Here is a 15,402-nt window from a genome sequence, read left to right on the forward strand (position 1 = left end):
TCGCTATTGTCACCTCGCCTGACTGTTCAATCGAAGTTTGTGCCAACAGGCTTTCGCCCATTGCAATTGCGCGAAATTCTCAAGTGCGCCATAGCGCCACATTCATTGATCATCATGCATGCATATTTACGCCAATTTTTTACCCGTCCCCTGCTGTTTACCACAGCGACTTTTCTATTGTCCCTATTCACCAGCTTCTGGCTCATCCCGGAAATGCGCGACCGGAGTGGTGATGGCATATCTGCCGGGAAATTAGCGCATGTATCGGGCACCGTCAGGCAAGACATGCTGCTCAACTATATAGTAGGGCTCATCTTCAGTGCCATGCTGGCTTATCTGGTCCGGCTACTGCTGGAAGCAAGCGAGCAAAAACGCAGCCTGAAAAAAGTCATAGAAAAAAGAACTGAAGTGATACTCCGGCACATCACAACGGTGACGAATTTGTCTTGATGCTGGACGATCTCAGCGACAACATACGCGAGGTCGCGATAGAAGCACAAATGATCGCCTCCCAAATACTCTCTGACCTGCCTCAGCCGTATGACCTCGAACATCTTGAATATCACAGCAGCATCACAGCAGCGCCAGTATCGGTATTACCCTTTTTGGAAAACACAGTGACAATGCAGAAGAACTGCTGAAGCAAGTCGAAGTCGCCATGCATGAAGCCAAAGCCAGCGGTGGTAACCTGTTCCGCTTCTTTGACCCTGACATGCTCGACATCGTCAATGCCCGCGCCGTCATGGAAGCGGATCTGCGTCTTGGATTGGCCCAACATCAGTTGGTCCTGCACTACCAGCCACAAGTCAATGCAGCAGGCAACACCATCGGTACCGAAGCGCTGACACGCTGACAGCATCCGCAACCTGGCCTGGTGTCCCCAGCCGAATTTTTCCATTGGCAGAAGAGTCCGGGCTCATCATTCCACTGGGCTACGGTAAGCAGAGTCCCAATTTAATATACACTAATGACTAGAGACTAAAACTCATTCAGCAACAACGCACGGAGACCCACATGCCCACCACGGATCACCTTCAGACAGCGCGCCAGCGCGGCCAGGAACAAGCCATGAATTATGCCGGCGCAGTTACGCCGCAAGAAGCTTTTGAATTATTGCGAAACAATAGCAGTGTCTTGCTGGTGGATGTACGCACCAATGCTGAACGTGACTGGGTAGGCCGTGTCAACATCAGCCCATCACAACACCAGGCCGTGCAATGGAGCCTGTACCCTGGCGGCGTACCCAACCCTGATTTCCTGACCCAGTTGCAAGCTGCAGTACCCGACAAAACCACAGCCGTTCTTTTCCTTTGCCGTTCTGGCGTGCGTTCGCGCCATGCAGCCAAACTGGCAACAGAAAATGGCTACACCAATTGCTTTGACATCCTGCAAGGCTTTGAAGGTGACAAAGACAGCGACAGCCACAGGAAAACCATAGGCGGCTGGTGCCAACTGGGCCTGCCGTGGCTGGGTGCTTAGGTCTTTTTCAACAAAAAAGAAAAAAGCTTCCATGTTGAATTTTATTTTGCTAGAATAGCGGACTTCGCTGTTACGGCAAATGACTGCGAATGTAGTAGGAGAGGTGGATGAGTGGTTTAAGTCACACGCCTGGAAAGCGTGCGTAGGTTTATCCCTACCGGGGGTTCGAATCCCCCCTTCTCCGCCAAGAACTAAGTAATAACGGGCCCTAGCGGCCCGTTATTCATTTCTACCCCCCTTTGTACCCCACCGCATTTGCGCTCGCAAATTACGACTCTAATCAGGATCGCCTATATTCGGATGCCATGTATAGGCCCAGCCAGGCGATCCAGAAAAGCCATCGACTGCAATTAATTCGCTTCGGATATTTTGGATTTGCACGCGACACACCCATGCCATAGCTTGCACATAATCCATATCGCAAGCGAGCACCATGAAACTCAATGCGGCATCCATCGAATAGATGCACTCGCCTTTGAACAGATCAGCAAAAGCTGCCCGGTCATCGTCCCTGAACTCGTAAAACTCGATGCACGTCAGCCCAATCATATCGATATAGCGAACATGCGCCCACATCAGCGCATTTGCCAAGGCCGGATCGATTCCGAACACATAAGCTTCAAGATAAGGCAACTGCCACCATGTGTCAGTTGCATCGGTAAGGTCGAAGGAAGGTTGCTCAACTGGCTCTCTATTGGCGGCCTTCACCAACTCACGAAAACGTGCGTATGCGCGTGGAGAACGTTTTTGTGCAGCCGACATCAAGCGACCTCTTCTATCGCGACACTGTTATAGCGCAACCTCTTTTTGATCGTACGCTCACGCTCCTGCGTCTCCCACGACATCACGTCCTCTGCATCCCACAGATTAATACTGCCGACCCGGCAAATGCAGGGCTGGGGGAATGGGTTATGCAGGCGGCTCATGCGCCGGAATATCGTGCGGCTTGAGCAGCGGAAGCGCTCGCACAAGTCCCTCGTAGAGAAATAGATTGCAGCCATTTTTACTCTCCGCTTGTTTTGGAGAGATCACTTTAAAACGCGGCGTTTCGATTTCTCCTCGCAGAGTCCACGCGACGTGAACAAGCAGCGCCAGACTTATGTGGATTGAAACAGCCACATACGGATTGCAACACAACCTAACATTGTTGTATTAACCCATTCTCAATTGCTTTCGGGCCAGTCTTGAATTTATACACGTTGGATTAGAGAGAAAGGTTGCAAGTGCAGATCAGTGTGAAAGGCGAAATGAAGTTGAAGCAGTTAGCGCAAGCGCTGTATGAACAGCTCGGAGAACTTGAAGATCAATACGGCATAACTTTTTCGGCGGGAGCCACATTGTATGTGAATCCGACCGATGGAGAGGGAGGAACTGTGCAAGCAAGGGAACGTGGTGGGAAGCCAGTCAACAAATTAATCAGCAAGGGGCCGTATCGGGCCGCTGCTGATGAATTCAACATCTAGGAAATGAGTGGACTATGACTTCACCTTACTACATTGGGTTAAAGCAGGCACGGGCCGCTTTGGCTGAAATCGGAATTGAACTCAATGAACGCCAGATCAAGCGGGCTGCTGATCCAGATGCACACGGCATTCGGAAGCTGCCATTTTTTGTTGATCCTATTGATGGACGTTTAAAAATTGAGCGCGGTAAACTGCTCTTCACCTATAAACAATGCCAAGAACAAGCGGAAATCAACTCAAGAGTCGGATTCCATAACGAACGGAAAAAGAATGCTGCTGACTGATTTAGAACTTGCCGAGCGACTCGGCTCCTTTTACTTTGAGGGGCTTCCCAGTTCAACACAAAAGAGACGCGTCAGAAAGATGGCCAATGAAGCAGGACTCTGTCCTGTCTTCAAGGGCGCGAAAGATTGGGTATATAGAGAAGAAGATATTTCGAGGTTGATGAAAGCATGGGACTCACATTCACGAAAAAAACCAGATCGCCATACTGGTATGTACGCGGAACCATCCAAGGCATCGCAATTTTTGAAAGCACAAAAATACCTCACGGCGGCAAAACCCGACCTTCAAAAATAGCTGAAGATTATCGCACCAAACGAGCCGACGAGATCGAAGTCGCGGCAATATACGGACGCAAACACAATGCTACTTTTCTAGACGATGCCGTATCATATCTGGAGGGCGGAGGGTCACCAAGATTTTTAGGTGAGTTCAAAGGTGGAGAATGGACAGGCCTAGTCGGAAAACTCGGACCGTGTACGCTACGAAGTTTGGATCAGAACTATCTCAACCGTTGCGCTGCCGAGATGTATCCCAAATGCAGCGCTGAGACAATCAATCGCCAGTTTTGGACACCCTTTATCGCTGTGTGGAACCACGGGACCACGGGAAACAACCCACTCTGCCAACCCGTTAAATGGCAAAGGCCTCATGTGGTCAAGAAGAAGAAACCAAGGACTGACGTAACCTATGCAGATGTCGTTACGTTCATCAACGCCTGCGACTGGCATGCAGCCAAAATTCTGTTCTTTCTATTCTGGACAGGTTGCCGACCTGAGGAAGCTCTAACGCTGCTGAGCGACTCTGTATTTCCAGACCAGCAGTGGGCCTCGCTTGTGCAAACAAAAACTGACATACCAAGAGGTATTCCTTTGCACCCATGTCTTATCCCATTACTGACTTTTGAAAAACAACAGGCCGGGCTGACGAAGACGCGGGATCAGCATGTTTTTGTCAGCAATCGCGAAAAGCCCTATGCAGTTAGAAAACAATATAACGATGCCGGGCGGCTGTTGAAACAAGGCGGCGGGCACATGAAGAAAGCTGTTAGTACGGCATGTAAGAATACTGGGTTGAATATCGTTCCCTATAATGCTCGTCACACCGTCTCCACATATCTGGTGTGGCCTGGCGCAGTTGATCCTCGTTTGAAAGACGAAATTCTGGGGCATGCCGATGCGTCGGATATGAGCAGTTACTATGTACACCTTCCACGTCAGCCATTAATCGATGCAATAAAAGTGCTGCCCGATCCCCGTGAACTCGGTCTACGAAAAGACCTATGGGATATGGAGGCGATCCAGGAAAAGGCGGCATCTGCATATCGGGATAATCGGCACGAGCGAGCCGACGAGAGAGAGAATTCCAAAGAAGACGTGCAGAACTCGTACACTGAATTTCAGACGCAGCCAAAAATATAATTACTTCAGATGTATAGCACAGTGAGGCTTCACCCTTGGTAAGGGAGAGGTCGAGAGTTCAAGCCTCTTCGACAGCACCATTAAAAATCAACGAAATCAAGCGGTTTCCCTATATTTCTCACCTTCCTGACAATTTACGAAATGCGTCGAAAAGAGGTCAATTTCGATGAAATTTGATAAATAGACGTGCAAAATCCGTACACTTTTTTTGCAGGTTAATTCAAATCAAGCATAAGCACTTTGATAAGTGTGTTTGCGGTATTATCAGCATTTGAAGCTTGGCTCCTAATTTCACAAGAGACTTTGTTCCGTCTTCGTTTCTGTCCGGTCATAACGAATTTCAAAAGGCCTAAATTCACTCACTCCATGTACATAACATTAACTTTTCTTGATAAGTGTCATGTTTTTGTATATTCTTGAAGAAAGGAGGAATTGTCATGCCACGCCGAAACTCATTACAAGCGAAGATTGAAGACCGCATTGCCGAGCGGAGCGATGACGTATTTCTGACGCGCGAATTTACCGATCTTGGTGGAGAGCGCCAGGTGCTCCGGGCTTTAAGGAATGCCGTCAAGACAGGAAGTTTGATCCGTCTTGGCTACGGCGTATATGGACGCACCTTCACCTCCAAACTTTCGGGCAAGCCCTTGCTCTTCAACAAGGGGGGCTTTGTTGGCGCTGCCCGTGACGCTTTGACCAAACTAGGCGTCGCCTGGGAGCCGACCGAAGCAGAACGCGCTTACAACGAAGGCCGTTCAACCCAAATTCCAGTGAACCCGCGTGTGAAGGTAAAAGGACGTTTCTCTCGCAAGCTTAGTAATGGCGCGATGGAGTTGGTTCTTGAGCGATAATCCATCTATTCAGGACTTTCTTGAGGTTCAAGCACATTTCGGCTTACCTGCCGTTGCGCTTGTCGAAAAGGACTGGCATGTCCTTCGTGCGTTAAGCACGATTGCAGCGGTAGATGCAGGTCCATTTCGTTTGATCTTTGCAGGAGGAACCTGCGTTGCGCGAGCGCACCGTTTAGTTTCCCGTATGTCTGAAGATGTGGACTTTAAGGTTGTTTCTATCGACTCAGAACCAGTTAGTCGAAACAAGCGCCGCAATCAACTTGGTGATCTGAGAAAGCGTATTGTCGCTGCGCTGCAAGAAGCTGGTTTTGGTGTTGGGCCTGATGACATTCGATCTCGCGACGACAATAATTATAACCTCCTCAATCTACATTACACCGACTCCGGTGGAGCTGGTGAGCCATTGCGCCCCACTATTCAGGTTGAGCTGACTTTCGCCACGTTGAGGCATGAAGCTGCTACTTTACCGGTATCGTCCTTTGTCGCCGAAGCCTTTGACCGCCCTCCGGAACTCGCTGCCATGTCTTGCGTGAGCATTACTGAAACCGCAGCTGAGAAGTTGGTGTCATTGACAAGACGGACAGCGATGGAACTACAAGGACTGAGTCGGGCACCAGACCCAAATCTGGTACGCCATATCTATGACTTATACGCGATGCACACTCATATAGACCGAGCGACCACAATAGAGCTAGCGCGAGTTATTGCCTTAGCTGATGCTCATGAATTTCAGAATCAATACCCTGCATATCTGGCTGACATAAAAGGCGAGACTCATAAAGCGCTCGTAGCCCTTCAGTCTGATATGGTTTTTCGTGAACGATATGATGTCTTTGTTGCGGCCATGGTTTACGGCAAGCCTGTGGCGTTTGATACAGCTATCGAGGTGGTAACTACAATGGTTATTGAAGCTTGGCCCTAGAATTAAATATTGAAATTCTAGTCATGATCTGAGATTTCAACCGTAATTTAATTTTTTTATTGCGAGTTTCATGTCAAATTTACCGTTTACGATGCACTCCAAGAAGCCAATTGAAGATCGAAATATCTTCATATTTGGTAAACCTCCTGAATTGTATTCTACTGATTTTAAAAGTGGTCTTGCCAGAATTGGTGGCCCAGAAGATGCCTGGTTAAATACGTTTTCCTTAGCCCATCGGGTATTGAACAAAATCTTGCTGGACGATCACGTTCCAACAAAAGAAGATTTAGAGTTCGCAATGTTTGCCCCCAGCTCTTGATTCTTTGATTGGCTTAGCTTCCGAAATCAACGGCAATAGTAGTTCAATAAATTAAGGCTAACGAAATGACAAGGACCGCCATTGAAATTTATGTTTCCCTAATGACGACGATACGCAATCGCCTAGACCTCATTGATACAATCAATAACACAGAGGGCAATGATTTTTCACGTGCAGAAACAGCTGCCTTTCACGGAAGAAAAGTCGTAGAGGGTATTGCATTTGGATGTCTGGTTTCCATAGGAAATAGTATTAAAAATATTCCTAGAGATGCTAAAGGCCAATGGAATGCTGAGATAATACTTAAAAGTTTAAAATCAAAAAATATAACGTCATTCCCAAGCCCGAGCTTAATCAGAAAGCCAACGGCAATTGAACAAAAGAATGAAAATGTTGCGGCAGTCGTTGAAGGTATTCCCGAGAGACGAATATCGCCTGATGACCTCATTTCTATTTACAAATCTATGCATCCTTGGCTGCACGAAATAAATCCATATACAGAACCAGATCGGGACAATTTTTATGCAAAAAATGGAAAATCACTTTGGGGCAATATGAATCGTTTAAATCAATTTATTGAAAAACATTTTATTGCAATTTCTGGCGAAGGATTCTTTTGTATTTTACGTGATGACGAAGACGACACAACGAAGGTAGTTTCACTTTCACGTCCAGGACCTTGAAAGACATTCGCACAATATAGTCATTGATTACTGTTAACAGTGGATTAAAAATAAGCATAGGGGCGCCAATTAAATGGCTGAACAAACTACAAAGCGCTGCCATTGGGTACCAAAGGCCTATCTAAAAGCCTTTGCATCTGATGAAAAACGTAAAAAAATCTGGAGACTGAGCAATACGGCAGGTGACCCTGAATTAAAACCAATTGAGAAAGTTGCGGTCAGCTTCAATCTTTATGTTCCTCTAGACCCTGAAACTAAGAAGCGTGACGATAGTTTTGAACGTAAACTCGGAGAACTCGAGCAGTGGTTCAGCGAACCTATCTGGAAATTGTTCCAAACAGAGATGATCGATTTAGGGGATGAGTCAATACGAAAACTGGTGGCACTACTTGTAGCTACCATGATGCTGCGAAACCCCCGATACTTTGAGATGTGTAAATCAATACACGAGGGGATTCGGGGCATGATTTTGGCCGCCGGAGAAATTCCAACATCCGTTGAATCAAAAGGCGTAATCCGTAGCGTCAATCCTGCAAGCTGGCCGAGCTACCGTGATGCCACAGAGGAAGACCTAAAGCGGAATTGGATTGACAGCATAAACAATGCTACCCGCTATGCCACCATGCTAATGGAAATGCGTTGGTCTGTTGTGTTTTCAGATGAACCTGTCTTTATAACGACAGATGCGCCAGTGACTTTTTTACATCCATCGCATAAGTTCCGAGGCATCAAGGATGCAGAAACGATGGTTGCATTTCCAATCAGCCCAACGCGGTTACTCTACATGGATAGACTGTTTCACGAACCTGGCAATCAATACTACCGCTTAAATGGCGACGGTTCTAAGCATAATTTGCACCTCTGGCGTAACGCACTTGAGTATATGTTTACACATCGGCAACCAGACGATGTGCGAGCTAGTATGAATGCAGAAGCTGAGCGGCAGGAGTACGCTGCTACGTAATGGTATGAAATTTAATAGCCGATCAATAACCTTCGATCCCCCAATTGCCAGCTAGATGATGCAATACGACAGAGAGCATTCCCTTCATACCCAGTTAAACGAGTTCCTGGTAAAGATACTTGGAGTTCCGGGTACAGATTATGCAGAAAAACTTGACCTTTCCGCGCTACTTTCCTTGAAATCCACGCTGTCGGATATCAATAACTTGATAACGGTAAAACTGGCTCTTGGTTTGGCAGACTGGATTGCCGACCGGTTTCAACTTGACGAAACAGTAAGGGCGGAAATGCGTAAAATAATCCTGGAAACCAAACCGAATACGAACGGGTTTGACGTCTGGCTTGGCTATCCATTGACATTCGTTGGAGAAGTTAAATGCAACGTTCCTATTAATGGTGGAGAAAAATACGGCACTCAACAACGGAATGGAATTATCGCCGATGTAGAAACCCTCATTTCTGGAAAACGCAAGAGCCCGATGATCACCAAAGACATTCTTAAATTCATGGCTTTTCTAGATGTACCAGAAGTACGAGCAGCAAACACCCATCTTCTTAAAAGCAACAAATATTTGGCGGAAAGGCTTGTCTTTCTAGACCCAGAGATAATTCCAAGTGATGTAAACTATGTACATGGGGTGTATGTAAAACTAGCCAAAGGAATTAATCTTCCTGAGCACAACCCTCTGATTAGACGTTGAGCTAAATCCGGGTGCCTACTTAAAACAACCCTGCCAGTGATAGGCAGCTCATCAATACGCTGCGTGAAACTATTGAGAGTATTATGATTGAAGATTTCTTTGATGGGTTTGAAGAAAAAAATGAAGTGAAAGATGTGAAGGGTTCTATCCGTCGTAAGTACCGGACAAGACTAAAAAACTTGGCATGGGCGCTAAATGAATTTATTAGTCATGCAGAGAATCGCCTGAATTCAGCAAAAGCAGGAAATATACACAAACGAGATGAGACCGAAAAATTACTAGAACACTGCAAAGCACTTCGCGCAACCATCCCAATTAAGAACCCAATGAGCGAAGAACTTTCCGAAGATGCTAATCGCAACCTGAATAAGGTTTTAGGGATCGATCCAGATTGACATTGCAATGATTCAGATTTGATCTGACAGAGTGTGTCATGTGACTGGAGGAACTCTCACCAAGGTGGGCCGCTATGCGACTTGTTGGAGCTCGTTAGAGCATCCGTTGAACAGATAAATCTGAGAAAAACTTCCCCGGTTAAGACCACCAGATCATCGTGTAAAGCAACTGCCACCAGCCGCGTCCACGTAGTCGCATATCTTCGAATGCGATGAGTAGGACCGTTCCTTCGGAATATTGTTTTGCAACTTTCGCTCGTAAGCGTTCGCCTATTGATGTAGCTAACAGTTCCACCGGAGCGTAATAGTCCTGGGCTTCCATAGTTGCGACAATTTCTTTCGTTTTCGTGTCTCGCTCAATCGGGCCAGCCCCAGGAGCGAAGCCGTTTTTAATCAAAAGTTCCGAACGTAAAGCTTCTTCCCTTCCATAGCCAGCGAACGTCACTTCAACGTCGAAGTCTTTTGTTAGATATCCAGATATCCAAATATGGCCATCCGCCCCGCCGGAGTCCTCGAACGCCTCGACATCTACAGTCAGACCAGGCTGTTTGAGTGCCAGCGCTAAACGACTCAACGGATATAACTCCTCTATCAATCGATTTGCTGGACGGTGGCGTAAGTGATACTGCTCCATCGAGAGGATTTCAATCCGCTTCTCAATAGATGCTGCGTACTCATATGCGCCTGTCTTCATAATCAATTGACCTGTTATATAAAGTCCAAATGCAGATTTTTAATTCTTAAAATGCTGCGGGAAACAAAGCACTCTTTCATGGCGGCTCAACGACTGCCTATCCATCCATGAAACCAGAAGCGAGCAATCATCACCAAACTCAAGCTGCATTCCACTAACTATATCGTTTGGAAAAATATTTTCTTTCTTCCAAAGTGCTTCGAGTTCCGGAATGTGGCGAACAAACAATGCGATTAAAAACTCCAATTCCAGTGCGCTTGAGTATTCCAGCTTTAGGCTCACACTGCTATGTTCATTAGGAAACGGAATCGCGAGGATCACAAACGTTTTAGAGTTGCCAACGGATTGAGCAATAACAATAAATTCAGCAAGTCGAGCGATTGCAGAAGGAGTCTGTCGTATAGTTTTTGCGATATTTTCTCTATTCTTCCACGTGTCTTTGCCCGCCTCACTAATAATGCCGGAGAAATATACTGACGCAGATGCTGCAAGAAATTGTACCCACCATGGAGCTTCGGCTACTATTGAAACCCATGAGGGAACATCCATGGATTTAAAGAACATTTGTTCATCCACAACTTCAACATTCCATTCACTTGGAAGCGCTGAAGCCGGTTCTTTAAGGTTATCCAAAAATATGTCAGAAGTGGAATGAACTTTCATGATAGATCGTAACCTTTTTTAATTTCTTTACGTCCATGTTGCATCTTAGGACGACGCAAATTGGCCTATTTTTCCATCTTGGTAACATATACAACATGTCCTCCTCCCAAGTCGATGCCACCATCCGGAAGGATGTTCATGCTAACTCGTACCGCGTTAGGTGGAATAGCCTCGATCTTTTCAAGAACTAGGTCTCCTTGCTGATAAATTACTTTGTCTTGGCGAGCGAGCGTGTCTCTGCAATCCGTGGTTTGATGATTCAGCATATTTGTTCGTGCGAACCTGCACAACGCAAGCAACGAAAGCGGCCCCCCGTAGTCACGCCAATCGAAGGCCGCACAATGCAAATTTTTCGTACGAAGTTCAATCACGTCAGGAATCACGAAAATCTTATCCCGAAGAGTCTCAGGAATCATCCAAACTGGAGCAAATGGCGCATGGGCGTAAGCATTTCTGATTAAACGGGAAATTTGATAGATAGTGTAGACATCATCATCAGTACACTTCCAAGGCATCGGTCCAGCCACCTTCAGGGCAGACCGGATAGCAGCTTCAGGATCAGCGTGCCCCTTCTTGATGGCATTAGGGATACATGGTGCAATTGCCTCTACTGCATCCTTGACGGCAACGGCCAACGCGAGCGTTGCCGATCTTTGTAAGAGAAACGCTGCGTGCACTACCTCATCCTTCTGTAGTGCAATGTCCTCAAACCGAATGCGATGCTTGCCGTGCGTCCATTCTGTTGGAAGATCAGATGGTTGCCGGTCATAGGTCGTTGCAAGACGCACGGCTGATGCCAAGCGAAACTGAAGCTCAGCGTCTAGCATGTGCTGTATATGTAACTCAAGATCCGACATCTGATGGAGTACTTTCATACAAATTAGTCTGAGTATTGACGAAATTCCGCTGCCACCGATAGGCACGCCCATGAGAGAGACGAGTTTGGACAGCAGCAAAGACAGTTCTTTGCTGTGGCTTTTATGATAACATGATAATTATCTGCTTAATTGTGTATTTCTTTAGTTGATTGTTTTGCGCCACTAAAAATTTCAACGAATTAATAGGTAATCAAATGCAAGTATTATGTTAGTAGGCTGGGAACTGAGTGAGGACGGTTAGACACTACCCGGCATTGCGCTGACATTTCACCCTATGGCTCGCCATACTGTGCTACGGCTTACACTCATCAACGCGGCGATTGTTTCAAGTGACAGGCCGTCATCCTTTGACATTCGCCGAATATGCTCTCGCTGCTGCTCGTTCAATTTAGGTCGCCGTCCCAAGCGCAGCCCCTGATCTTTCGCACATTGCATTGCCGCTTTCGTACGCTGCGAAATCAGCGACCGCTCAAATTCCGCCATCGCGCCGACAATATGAAACACCAGCTTTCCGGCTGCTGTTGTCGTGTCGATGCTGTCTGTGATGGATAGAAACCCGATCTCGCGTCGGTCGAGTTCTTCAAGAATTTCGATCAGGTGTCGAAGCGACCGGGCCAGCCTGTCTAGTTTCCACACCACCAGTACGTCACCGGGATGAAGGCCGTTCATCGCTGCTTGTAACTGCGGCCTCTCCCGCTTTGCGCCTGAAATTTTCTCTGAAAATATTCGCTTACATCCTGCATTCTTCAGCGCATCGCGCTGCAAAGCAAAGTCTTGGTCTTTCGTGGACACGCGTGCGTAGCCGACCTTCATGGCAGTAGAACCTTTCTGCGGTTCGTTACCACCGTCTCAGGTCATACAGCCGCACCACCTGTTCCATAAAGGAACCTTTTTGGACTCTACGGAAAGATCGTCCGAGAGTCAATAAAACCGCCCTATTTCACACGAAATATTTGTGACGCTACAACCGTTTCAAAAAGGTTCCTTTTTGAAACGCAAACCGCTTGCCCGTCAGCGTCATTTTCGATGACACCCGCTTTTCATTGTAGAGCCTTTTTCCAATCTTGCTGTTCGTCTCGCCGTCCCGCTGTCATAGCGGGAACGGATGTTTTCCAATCTTACCGTGAAGGAATTTCATGATGACCGCTGTTCAAGTACAAGCAATGCAATGGGGTGACATCCCCTATATGGGCAGTCCTGAACTGACCCCGTTTTCCCCGGATGACGGGGAATGTTTCCGAGAAATCCGTGATGTGCTGATGCGCCATGGCGCATTAAAGCGCTTCGGTGTTTTCCTCATTCACAAGCATTTTGATATTGCAGACGACGAAGAAATGACCGAGTGCACGGATCATGCAGAACGTCAGTTGACCATTGCTCCGCGCAAGAAAACTGAAATCGATCCGGAAGTAACAATACCGACCAACTGGATATTCACTGAAACTGAGGAAATTGCCGCCGCATGCTGTACTTGCGCCCGCAACAGCCAAGGCCACCAAGGTTTCCATCGCTAACATCACTTGCCACAGGAAGGCGACGAGGATATCGCCGCCTTTAACGAATATGTTTAACTATTTTATTTTTCCGTTGATATTCTTCATTGCCGCAGTCGGCCAGGTTCATGCCGCCGACACCGGTTTTTGCTCCACGCCTGAAACCATGACGGCCACGCTCAAAGCTGAAGGCCAGCGTTCTATCGCTTCGGCACAAAGCGTCCTTATGGACAAGCAGATGCGCGGCATGATGTTCACTATGAACGCCGACCGTTCCGTTGGCTACATCCTTCGGGCCGACAAGCCTTTAGGTGAACACGCTTCACAAATCTGTGTTCAGGATCGTTTGTCGGATATTCGTCTTTTTGATGCTCGCCAACCCGGAATACCAACGGCTGTTTTGCTAAAAGCACCGGAAGCTGACGCTCAGCGCCAATGCGCCGCATGGGTGAAGGAAAAGCGTGTCGTGCCGAATGGCTGTGGATCGCTTAACACTATGATCGCCAAGATCGAGAAATGGGGCGTCAGGGTGATGATGCAAGGACTTGTGACGGAGAAGGGGCCAGACGGCACTTATCGCACCGTGGGTACGCTGGCGACCATTTCCGGCCACATTGGCGGACGCGTTGACACGTTCAAGGACAGCGTTTTGGGTGTGGGAGGCGACCTGCTGTATAGCTCGCTGCCGGACGGGGCAACCGTCATCAACGTCACATTGATCTATCCAGAATATACGCCCTACGGATTGGAGCAGATCAGTAGATAGGGGCTAAAGATCAAGCCCGGTCGCTTGGACCTTTGGCGCAGCTGGCACGGGCTTGCGCTCCTCTACGGCAAGTGCCGCGATGCTCGCATCTTGGAATTGCGGTTTCAGCTTTGGGGCTGATTGAAAGAGGTCATCGGGTTTCGTTGTGGACCAATTGCCTTCACTTGGCTTAGCGACGCTTCTATCGTACTTCGCATCACTGTCGATCCCGCGCCTTTGATGGATGTCGGCGGTCACGCGCTCACCAGCCTGGCCAATCCGCGACTGATCAAACTCTTTCTGCTCCCTGCGCTCCGCATCGGTAATCGTGCCGCGACCCTCTTTTTCTTGCAATTCAATCTTCCGACGCATGCCACGCTTCAGGTCTTCTTTCTCATCAGGACTGATATAGCCGCGTTTGACCGCTTCATCGGCATAATGATCTTCGTCGGCGACAAATTTCCTACGAGCCTTTTGCGCATCACCATTGGCCATTTCAACGCCACCAATGGTCGTTTTCTTGTTATTCCATGCAGAGAGATTAGCCAGTTCGCGGGCTTCTTGCGCCCGGCGCTCAGTCTCGCGTTTTTGCGCGGCGTGTTTGGCTTCTTGGGCGTCTAACCGTTCCCAGGTACGGGATGGAGAAGTAACTGCCTTGCCGGTAATGGCTTGCGCTCCAAGCTGAATTTCTGAGATGTCATCGGGCTTATGTTCGTCCGGTTCAATACCGGACAGGGGTGGCGCGAAATCCGGCTGGTCACTACGCTGACCAGCCGATGGTGAACCCGTACCGGGTTCACCATTCACAAGATGATCGTCTGAGCCTGAAACTGCCAATCTAGCTTCCCGTAAAAATCATTGCTGTAAGTGCTACCTGAAGTAGGTACTGCACAAGAATAGCTTACGGAAAAGAGGTTAATTTTGAGTTAAATGCTAACCACTGTAGCCATACAAAGGCGTCGCCAGCATACTTAATTTGCAAATTAACAACACAGGACTGACAACTACAAATATTTAATAATGTGTGATTGCTTTTGTGATAGAAAGCGCTCACTATACGTTTTTGGAGTTTAAAACCCCGCATGCGAGGGTTCATTTTAATAGCAAGAAACAAGGAGTTAGGAAATGGCTGATATTGAGATCGCCGCATTAGAAGAAATAATTGAAAGTGTAATGTCACGTAAGCTTGAGGCCATGTCAGATAAGATCGAGGCGATGTCAGATAAAATCGAGGCGGCCATGTCAGATAAAATCGAGGCCATGTCAGATGATATTAAGGGTGACATCAAAGCCATGAATTCGAGACTTGATTATGTCGAGCGTACAATGGAGGCAATTAATACACGTCCTGAGCCATATGGCAGGCCGAAAACTTTTCAAACAGCGACCGAGTTTCATTCGGTATCTGCTCCAATTAGGAAGTACTTCGGTCATATGGGATAACAGTCGC

22 protein-coding genes and 1 tRNA gene are annotated in these 15,402 nt (G+C 47.5%); 17 read left to right on the plus strand and 6 right to left on the minus strand.

The annotated features are described in order from the left end of the window. Nucleotides 1-114 precede the first annotated feature (114 nt). From ACO0LM_RS22155 to ACO0LM_RS22170, 4 genes are all read left to right on the plus strand, one after another. Complete coding sequence (locus ACO0LM_RS22155) at nucleotides 115-450, plus strand: hypothetical protein (RefSeq protein ID WP_423039991.1); 336 nt, start codon at nucleotides 115-117, stop codon at nucleotides 448-450. Nucleotides 451-658: 208 nt separating this feature from the next. Then, nucleotides 659-853 carry a hypothetical protein gene (locus ACO0LM_RS22160; protein WP_423039993.1) on the plus strand — a complete coding sequence of 65 codons (195 nt, stop codon included), beginning with the start codon at nucleotides 659-661 and terminating at the stop codon, nucleotides 851-853. Between the two features lie 161 nt (nucleotides 854-1,014). Continuing rightward, complete coding sequence (locus tag ACO0LM_RS22165; RefSeq protein ID WP_422987989.1) at nucleotides 1,015-1,479, plus strand: rhodanese-like domain-containing protein; 465 nt, start codon at nucleotides 1,015-1,017, stop codon at nucleotides 1,477-1,479. Nucleotides 1,480-1,576: 97 nt separating this feature from the next. Beyond that, nucleotides 1,577-1,666 (plus strand) — tRNA-Ser (locus ACO0LM_RS22170). 89 nt (nucleotides 1,667-1,755) lie between these two features. Here ACO0LM_RS22170 and ACO0LM_RS22175 read toward each other — a convergent pair. Continuing rightward, nucleotides 1,756-2,241, minus strand: a complete 486-nt coding sequence (locus tag ACO0LM_RS22175) for a hypothetical protein (RefSeq protein ID WP_423039995.1) — start codon at nucleotides 2,239-2,241, stop codon at nucleotides 1,756-1,758. Between the two features lie 473 nt (nucleotides 2,242-2,714). Here ACO0LM_RS22175 and ACO0LM_RS22180 point away from each other — a divergent pair, with 473 nt between their 5' ends. From ACO0LM_RS22180 to ACO0LM_RS22225, 10 genes are all read left to right on the plus strand, one after another. Beyond that, complete coding sequence (locus ACO0LM_RS22180; protein WP_423039997.1) at nucleotides 2,715-2,942, plus strand: hypothetical protein; 228 nt, start codon at nucleotides 2,715-2,717, stop codon at nucleotides 2,940-2,942. A 14-nt stretch (nucleotides 2,943-2,956) separates the two neighbouring features. Then, complete coding sequence (locus ACO0LM_RS22185; protein WP_423039999.1) at nucleotides 2,957-3,226, plus strand: hypothetical protein; 270 nt, start codon at nucleotides 2,957-2,959, stop codon at nucleotides 3,224-3,226. Nucleotides 3,227-3,394: 168 nt separating this feature from the next. After that, the gene (locus tag ACO0LM_RS22190; RefSeq protein WP_423040001.1) at nucleotides 3,395-4,645 is read left to right on the plus strand and encodes a tyrosine-type recombinase/integrase; all 1,251 of its coding nucleotides are present in this window, start codon (nucleotides 3,395-3,397) and stop codon (nucleotides 4,643-4,645) included. A 437-nt stretch (nucleotides 4,646-5,082) separates the two neighbouring features. Further along, entirely contained in the window at nucleotides 5,083-5,496 is a 414-nt protein-coding gene (locus ACO0LM_RS22195; RefSeq protein WP_423040003.1) for an S-adenosylhomocysteine hydrolase, read from the plus strand. Then, on the plus strand, nucleotides 5,486-6,418 hold the full coding sequence (locus tag ACO0LM_RS22200; protein WP_423040005.1) for a nucleotidyl transferase AbiEii/AbiGii toxin family protein: 933 nt from the start codon (nucleotides 5,486-5,488) through the stop codon (nucleotides 6,416-6,418). Before ACO0LM_RS22195 ends, ACO0LM_RS22200 begins: the two co-directional genes overlap by 11 nt. A 70-nt stretch (nucleotides 6,419-6,488) precedes the next feature. Next, nucleotides 6,489-6,737, plus strand: coding sequence for a hypothetical protein (locus ACO0LM_RS22205; protein WP_423040007.1), 249 nt, complete (start codon nucleotides 6,489-6,491; stop codon nucleotides 6,735-6,737). Nucleotides 6,738-6,802: 65 nt separating this feature from the next. Continuing rightward, nucleotides 6,803-7,420 carry a hypothetical protein gene (locus tag ACO0LM_RS22210; RefSeq protein WP_423040009.1) on the plus strand — a complete coding sequence of 206 codons (618 nt, stop codon included), beginning with the start codon at nucleotides 6,803-6,805 and terminating at the stop codon, nucleotides 7,418-7,420. A 73-nt stretch (nucleotides 7,421-7,493) separates the two neighbouring features. Then, nucleotides 7,494-8,384 carry a DUF4238 domain-containing protein gene (locus ACO0LM_RS22215; RefSeq protein ID WP_423040011.1) on the plus strand — a complete coding sequence of 297 codons (891 nt, stop codon included), beginning with the start codon at nucleotides 7,494-7,496 and terminating at the stop codon, nucleotides 8,382-8,384. A 55-nt stretch (nucleotides 8,385-8,439) separates the two neighbouring features. Beyond that, the gene (locus ACO0LM_RS22220) at nucleotides 8,440-9,084 is read left to right on the plus strand and encodes a hypothetical protein (RefSeq protein WP_423040013.1); all 645 of its coding nucleotides are present in this window, start codon (nucleotides 8,440-8,442) and stop codon (nucleotides 9,082-9,084) included. Between the two features lie 83 nt (nucleotides 9,085-9,167). Beyond that, complete coding sequence (locus ACO0LM_RS22225; protein WP_423040015.1) at nucleotides 9,168-9,479, plus strand: hypothetical protein; 312 nt, start codon at nucleotides 9,168-9,170, stop codon at nucleotides 9,477-9,479. 139 nt (nucleotides 9,480-9,618) lie between these two features. Here ACO0LM_RS22225 and ACO0LM_RS22230 read toward each other — a convergent pair whose 3' ends face one another. The 4 genes from ACO0LM_RS22230 to ACO0LM_RS22245 form a co-directional block, all read right to left on the minus strand. Continuing rightward, nucleotides 9,619-10,173 carry a hypothetical protein gene (locus ACO0LM_RS22230; protein ID WP_423040017.1) on the minus strand — a complete coding sequence of 185 codons (555 nt, stop codon included), beginning with the start codon at nucleotides 10,171-10,173 and terminating at the stop codon, nucleotides 9,619-9,621. A gap of 39 nt (nucleotides 10,174-10,212) precedes the next feature. Further along, nucleotides 10,213-10,836, minus strand: coding sequence for a hypothetical protein (locus ACO0LM_RS22235; RefSeq protein ID WP_423040019.1), 624 nt, complete (start codon nucleotides 10,834-10,836; stop codon nucleotides 10,213-10,215). A 65-nt stretch (nucleotides 10,837-10,901) separates the two neighbouring features. Beyond that, complete coding sequence (locus tag ACO0LM_RS22240; RefSeq protein WP_423040021.1) at nucleotides 10,902-11,711, minus strand: hypothetical protein; 810 nt, start codon at nucleotides 11,709-11,711, stop codon at nucleotides 10,902-10,904. A gap of 270 nt (nucleotides 11,712-11,981) precedes the next feature. Further along, nucleotides 11,982-12,527 carry a recombinase family protein gene (locus ACO0LM_RS22245; protein WP_423040023.1) on the minus strand — a complete coding sequence of 182 codons (546 nt, stop codon included), beginning with the start codon at nucleotides 12,525-12,527 and terminating at the stop codon, nucleotides 11,982-11,984. A 323-nt stretch (nucleotides 12,528-12,850) separates the two neighbouring features. Here ACO0LM_RS22245 and ACO0LM_RS22250 point away from each other — a divergent pair, with 323 nt between their 5' ends. Beyond that, nucleotides 12,851-13,228 carry a hypothetical protein gene (locus tag ACO0LM_RS22250; protein WP_423040025.1) on the plus strand — a complete coding sequence of 126 codons (378 nt, stop codon included), beginning with the start codon at nucleotides 12,851-12,853 and terminating at the stop codon, nucleotides 13,226-13,228. Between the two features lie 49 nt (nucleotides 13,229-13,277). Further along, nucleotides 13,278-13,973 carry a hypothetical protein gene (locus tag ACO0LM_RS22255; RefSeq protein ID WP_423040027.1) on the plus strand — a complete coding sequence of 232 codons (696 nt, stop codon included), beginning with the start codon at nucleotides 13,278-13,280 and terminating at the stop codon, nucleotides 13,971-13,973. Between the two features lie 3 nt (nucleotides 13,974-13,976). Here ACO0LM_RS22255 and ACO0LM_RS22260 read toward each other — a convergent pair whose 3' ends face one another. Beyond that, entirely contained in the window at nucleotides 13,977-14,789 is an 813-nt protein-coding gene (locus ACO0LM_RS22260; RefSeq protein WP_423040029.1) for a hypothetical protein, read from the minus strand. Between the two features lie 288 nt (nucleotides 14,790-15,077). On the opposite strand from ACO0LM_RS22260, the gene ACO0LM_RS22265 reads away from it, so the two are divergent. Continuing rightward, nucleotides 15,078-15,395, plus strand: coding sequence for a hypothetical protein (locus tag ACO0LM_RS22265; RefSeq protein WP_423040031.1), 318 nt, complete (start codon nucleotides 15,078-15,080; stop codon nucleotides 15,393-15,395). Nucleotides 15,396-15,402: the final 7 nt, after the last annotated feature.

This window comes from Undibacterium sp. Di26W, from assembly GCF_049340265.1.
Taxonomy (GTDB): domain Bacteria; phylum Pseudomonadota; class Gammaproteobacteria; order Burkholderiales; family Burkholderiaceae_D; genus Undibacterium.

What these genes read in the sequence shown, in the direction of transcription:
- ACO0LM_RS22165 (WP_422987989.1), top strand. Translation starts at nt 1,015, where the DNA reads ATGCCCACCACGGATCACCTTCAGACAGCGCGCCAGCGCGGCCAGGAA.
- ACO0LM_RS22205 (WP_423040007.1), top strand. Translation starts at nt 6,489, where the DNA reads ATGTCAAATTTACCGTTTACGATGCACTCCAAGAAGCCAATTGAAGAT.
- ACO0LM_RS22185 (WP_423039999.1), top strand. Translation starts at nt 2,957, where the DNA reads ATGACTTCACCTTACTACATTGGGTTAAAGCAGGCACGGGCCGCTTTG.
- ACO0LM_RS22175 (WP_423039995.1), bottom strand. Translation starts at nt 2,241, where the DNA reads ATGTCGGCTGCACAAAAACGTTCTCCACGCGCATACGCACGTTTTCGT.
- ACO0LM_RS22190 (WP_423040001.1), top strand. Translation starts at nt 3,395, where the DNA reads ATGGGACTCACATTCACGAAAAAAACCAGATCGCCATACTGGTATGTA.
- ACO0LM_RS22225 (WP_423040015.1), top strand. Translation starts at nt 9,168, where the DNA reads ATGATTGAAGATTTCTTTGATGGGTTTGAAGAAAAAAATGAAGTGAAA.
- ACO0LM_RS22195 (WP_423040003.1), top strand. Translation starts at nt 5,083, where the DNA reads ATGCCACGCCGAAACTCATTACAAGCGAAGATTGAAGACCGCATTGCC.
- ACO0LM_RS22210 (WP_423040009.1), top strand. Translation starts at nt 6,803, where the DNA reads ATGACAAGGACCGCCATTGAAATTTATGTTTCCCTAATGACGACGATA.
- ACO0LM_RS22255 (WP_423040027.1), top strand. Translation starts at nt 13,278, where the DNA reads ATGTTTAACTATTTTATTTTTCCGTTGATATTCTTCATTGCCGCAGTC.
- ACO0LM_RS22160 (WP_423039993.1), top strand. Translation starts at nt 659, where the DNA reads ATGCATGAAGCCAAAGCCAGCGGTGGTAACCTGTTCCGCTTCTTTGAC.
- ACO0LM_RS22235 (WP_423040019.1), bottom strand. Translation starts at nt 10,836, where the DNA reads ATGAAAGTTCATTCCACTTCTGACATATTTTTGGATAACCTTAAAGAA.
- ACO0LM_RS22245 (WP_423040023.1), bottom strand. Translation starts at nt 12,527, where the DNA reads ATGAAGGTCGGCTACGCACGCGTGTCCACGAAAGACCAAGACTTTGCT.
- ACO0LM_RS22215 (WP_423040011.1), top strand. Translation starts at nt 7,494, where the DNA reads ATGGCTGAACAAACTACAAAGCGCTGCCATTGGGTACCAAAGGCCTAT.
- ACO0LM_RS22250 (WP_423040025.1), top strand. Translation starts at nt 12,851, where the DNA reads ATGATGACCGCTGTTCAAGTACAAGCAATGCAATGGGGTGACATCCCC.
- ACO0LM_RS22230 (WP_423040017.1), bottom strand. Translation starts at nt 10,173, where the DNA reads ATGAAGACAGGCGCATATGAGTACGCAGCATCTATTGAGAAGCGGATT.
- ACO0LM_RS22220 (WP_423040013.1), top strand. Translation starts at nt 8,440, where the DNA reads ATGATGCAATACGACAGAGAGCATTCCCTTCATACCCAGTTAAACGAG.
- ACO0LM_RS22240 (WP_423040021.1), bottom strand. Translation starts at nt 11,711, where the DNA reads ATGAAAGTACTCCATCAGATGTCGGATCTTGAGTTACATATACAGCAC.
- ACO0LM_RS22155 (WP_423039991.1), top strand. Translation starts at nt 115, where the DNA reads ATGCATGCATATTTACGCCAATTTTTTACCCGTCCCCTGCTGTTTACC.
- ACO0LM_RS22265 (WP_423040031.1), top strand. Translation starts at nt 15,078, where the DNA reads ATGGCTGATATTGAGATCGCCGCATTAGAAGAAATAATTGAAAGTGTA.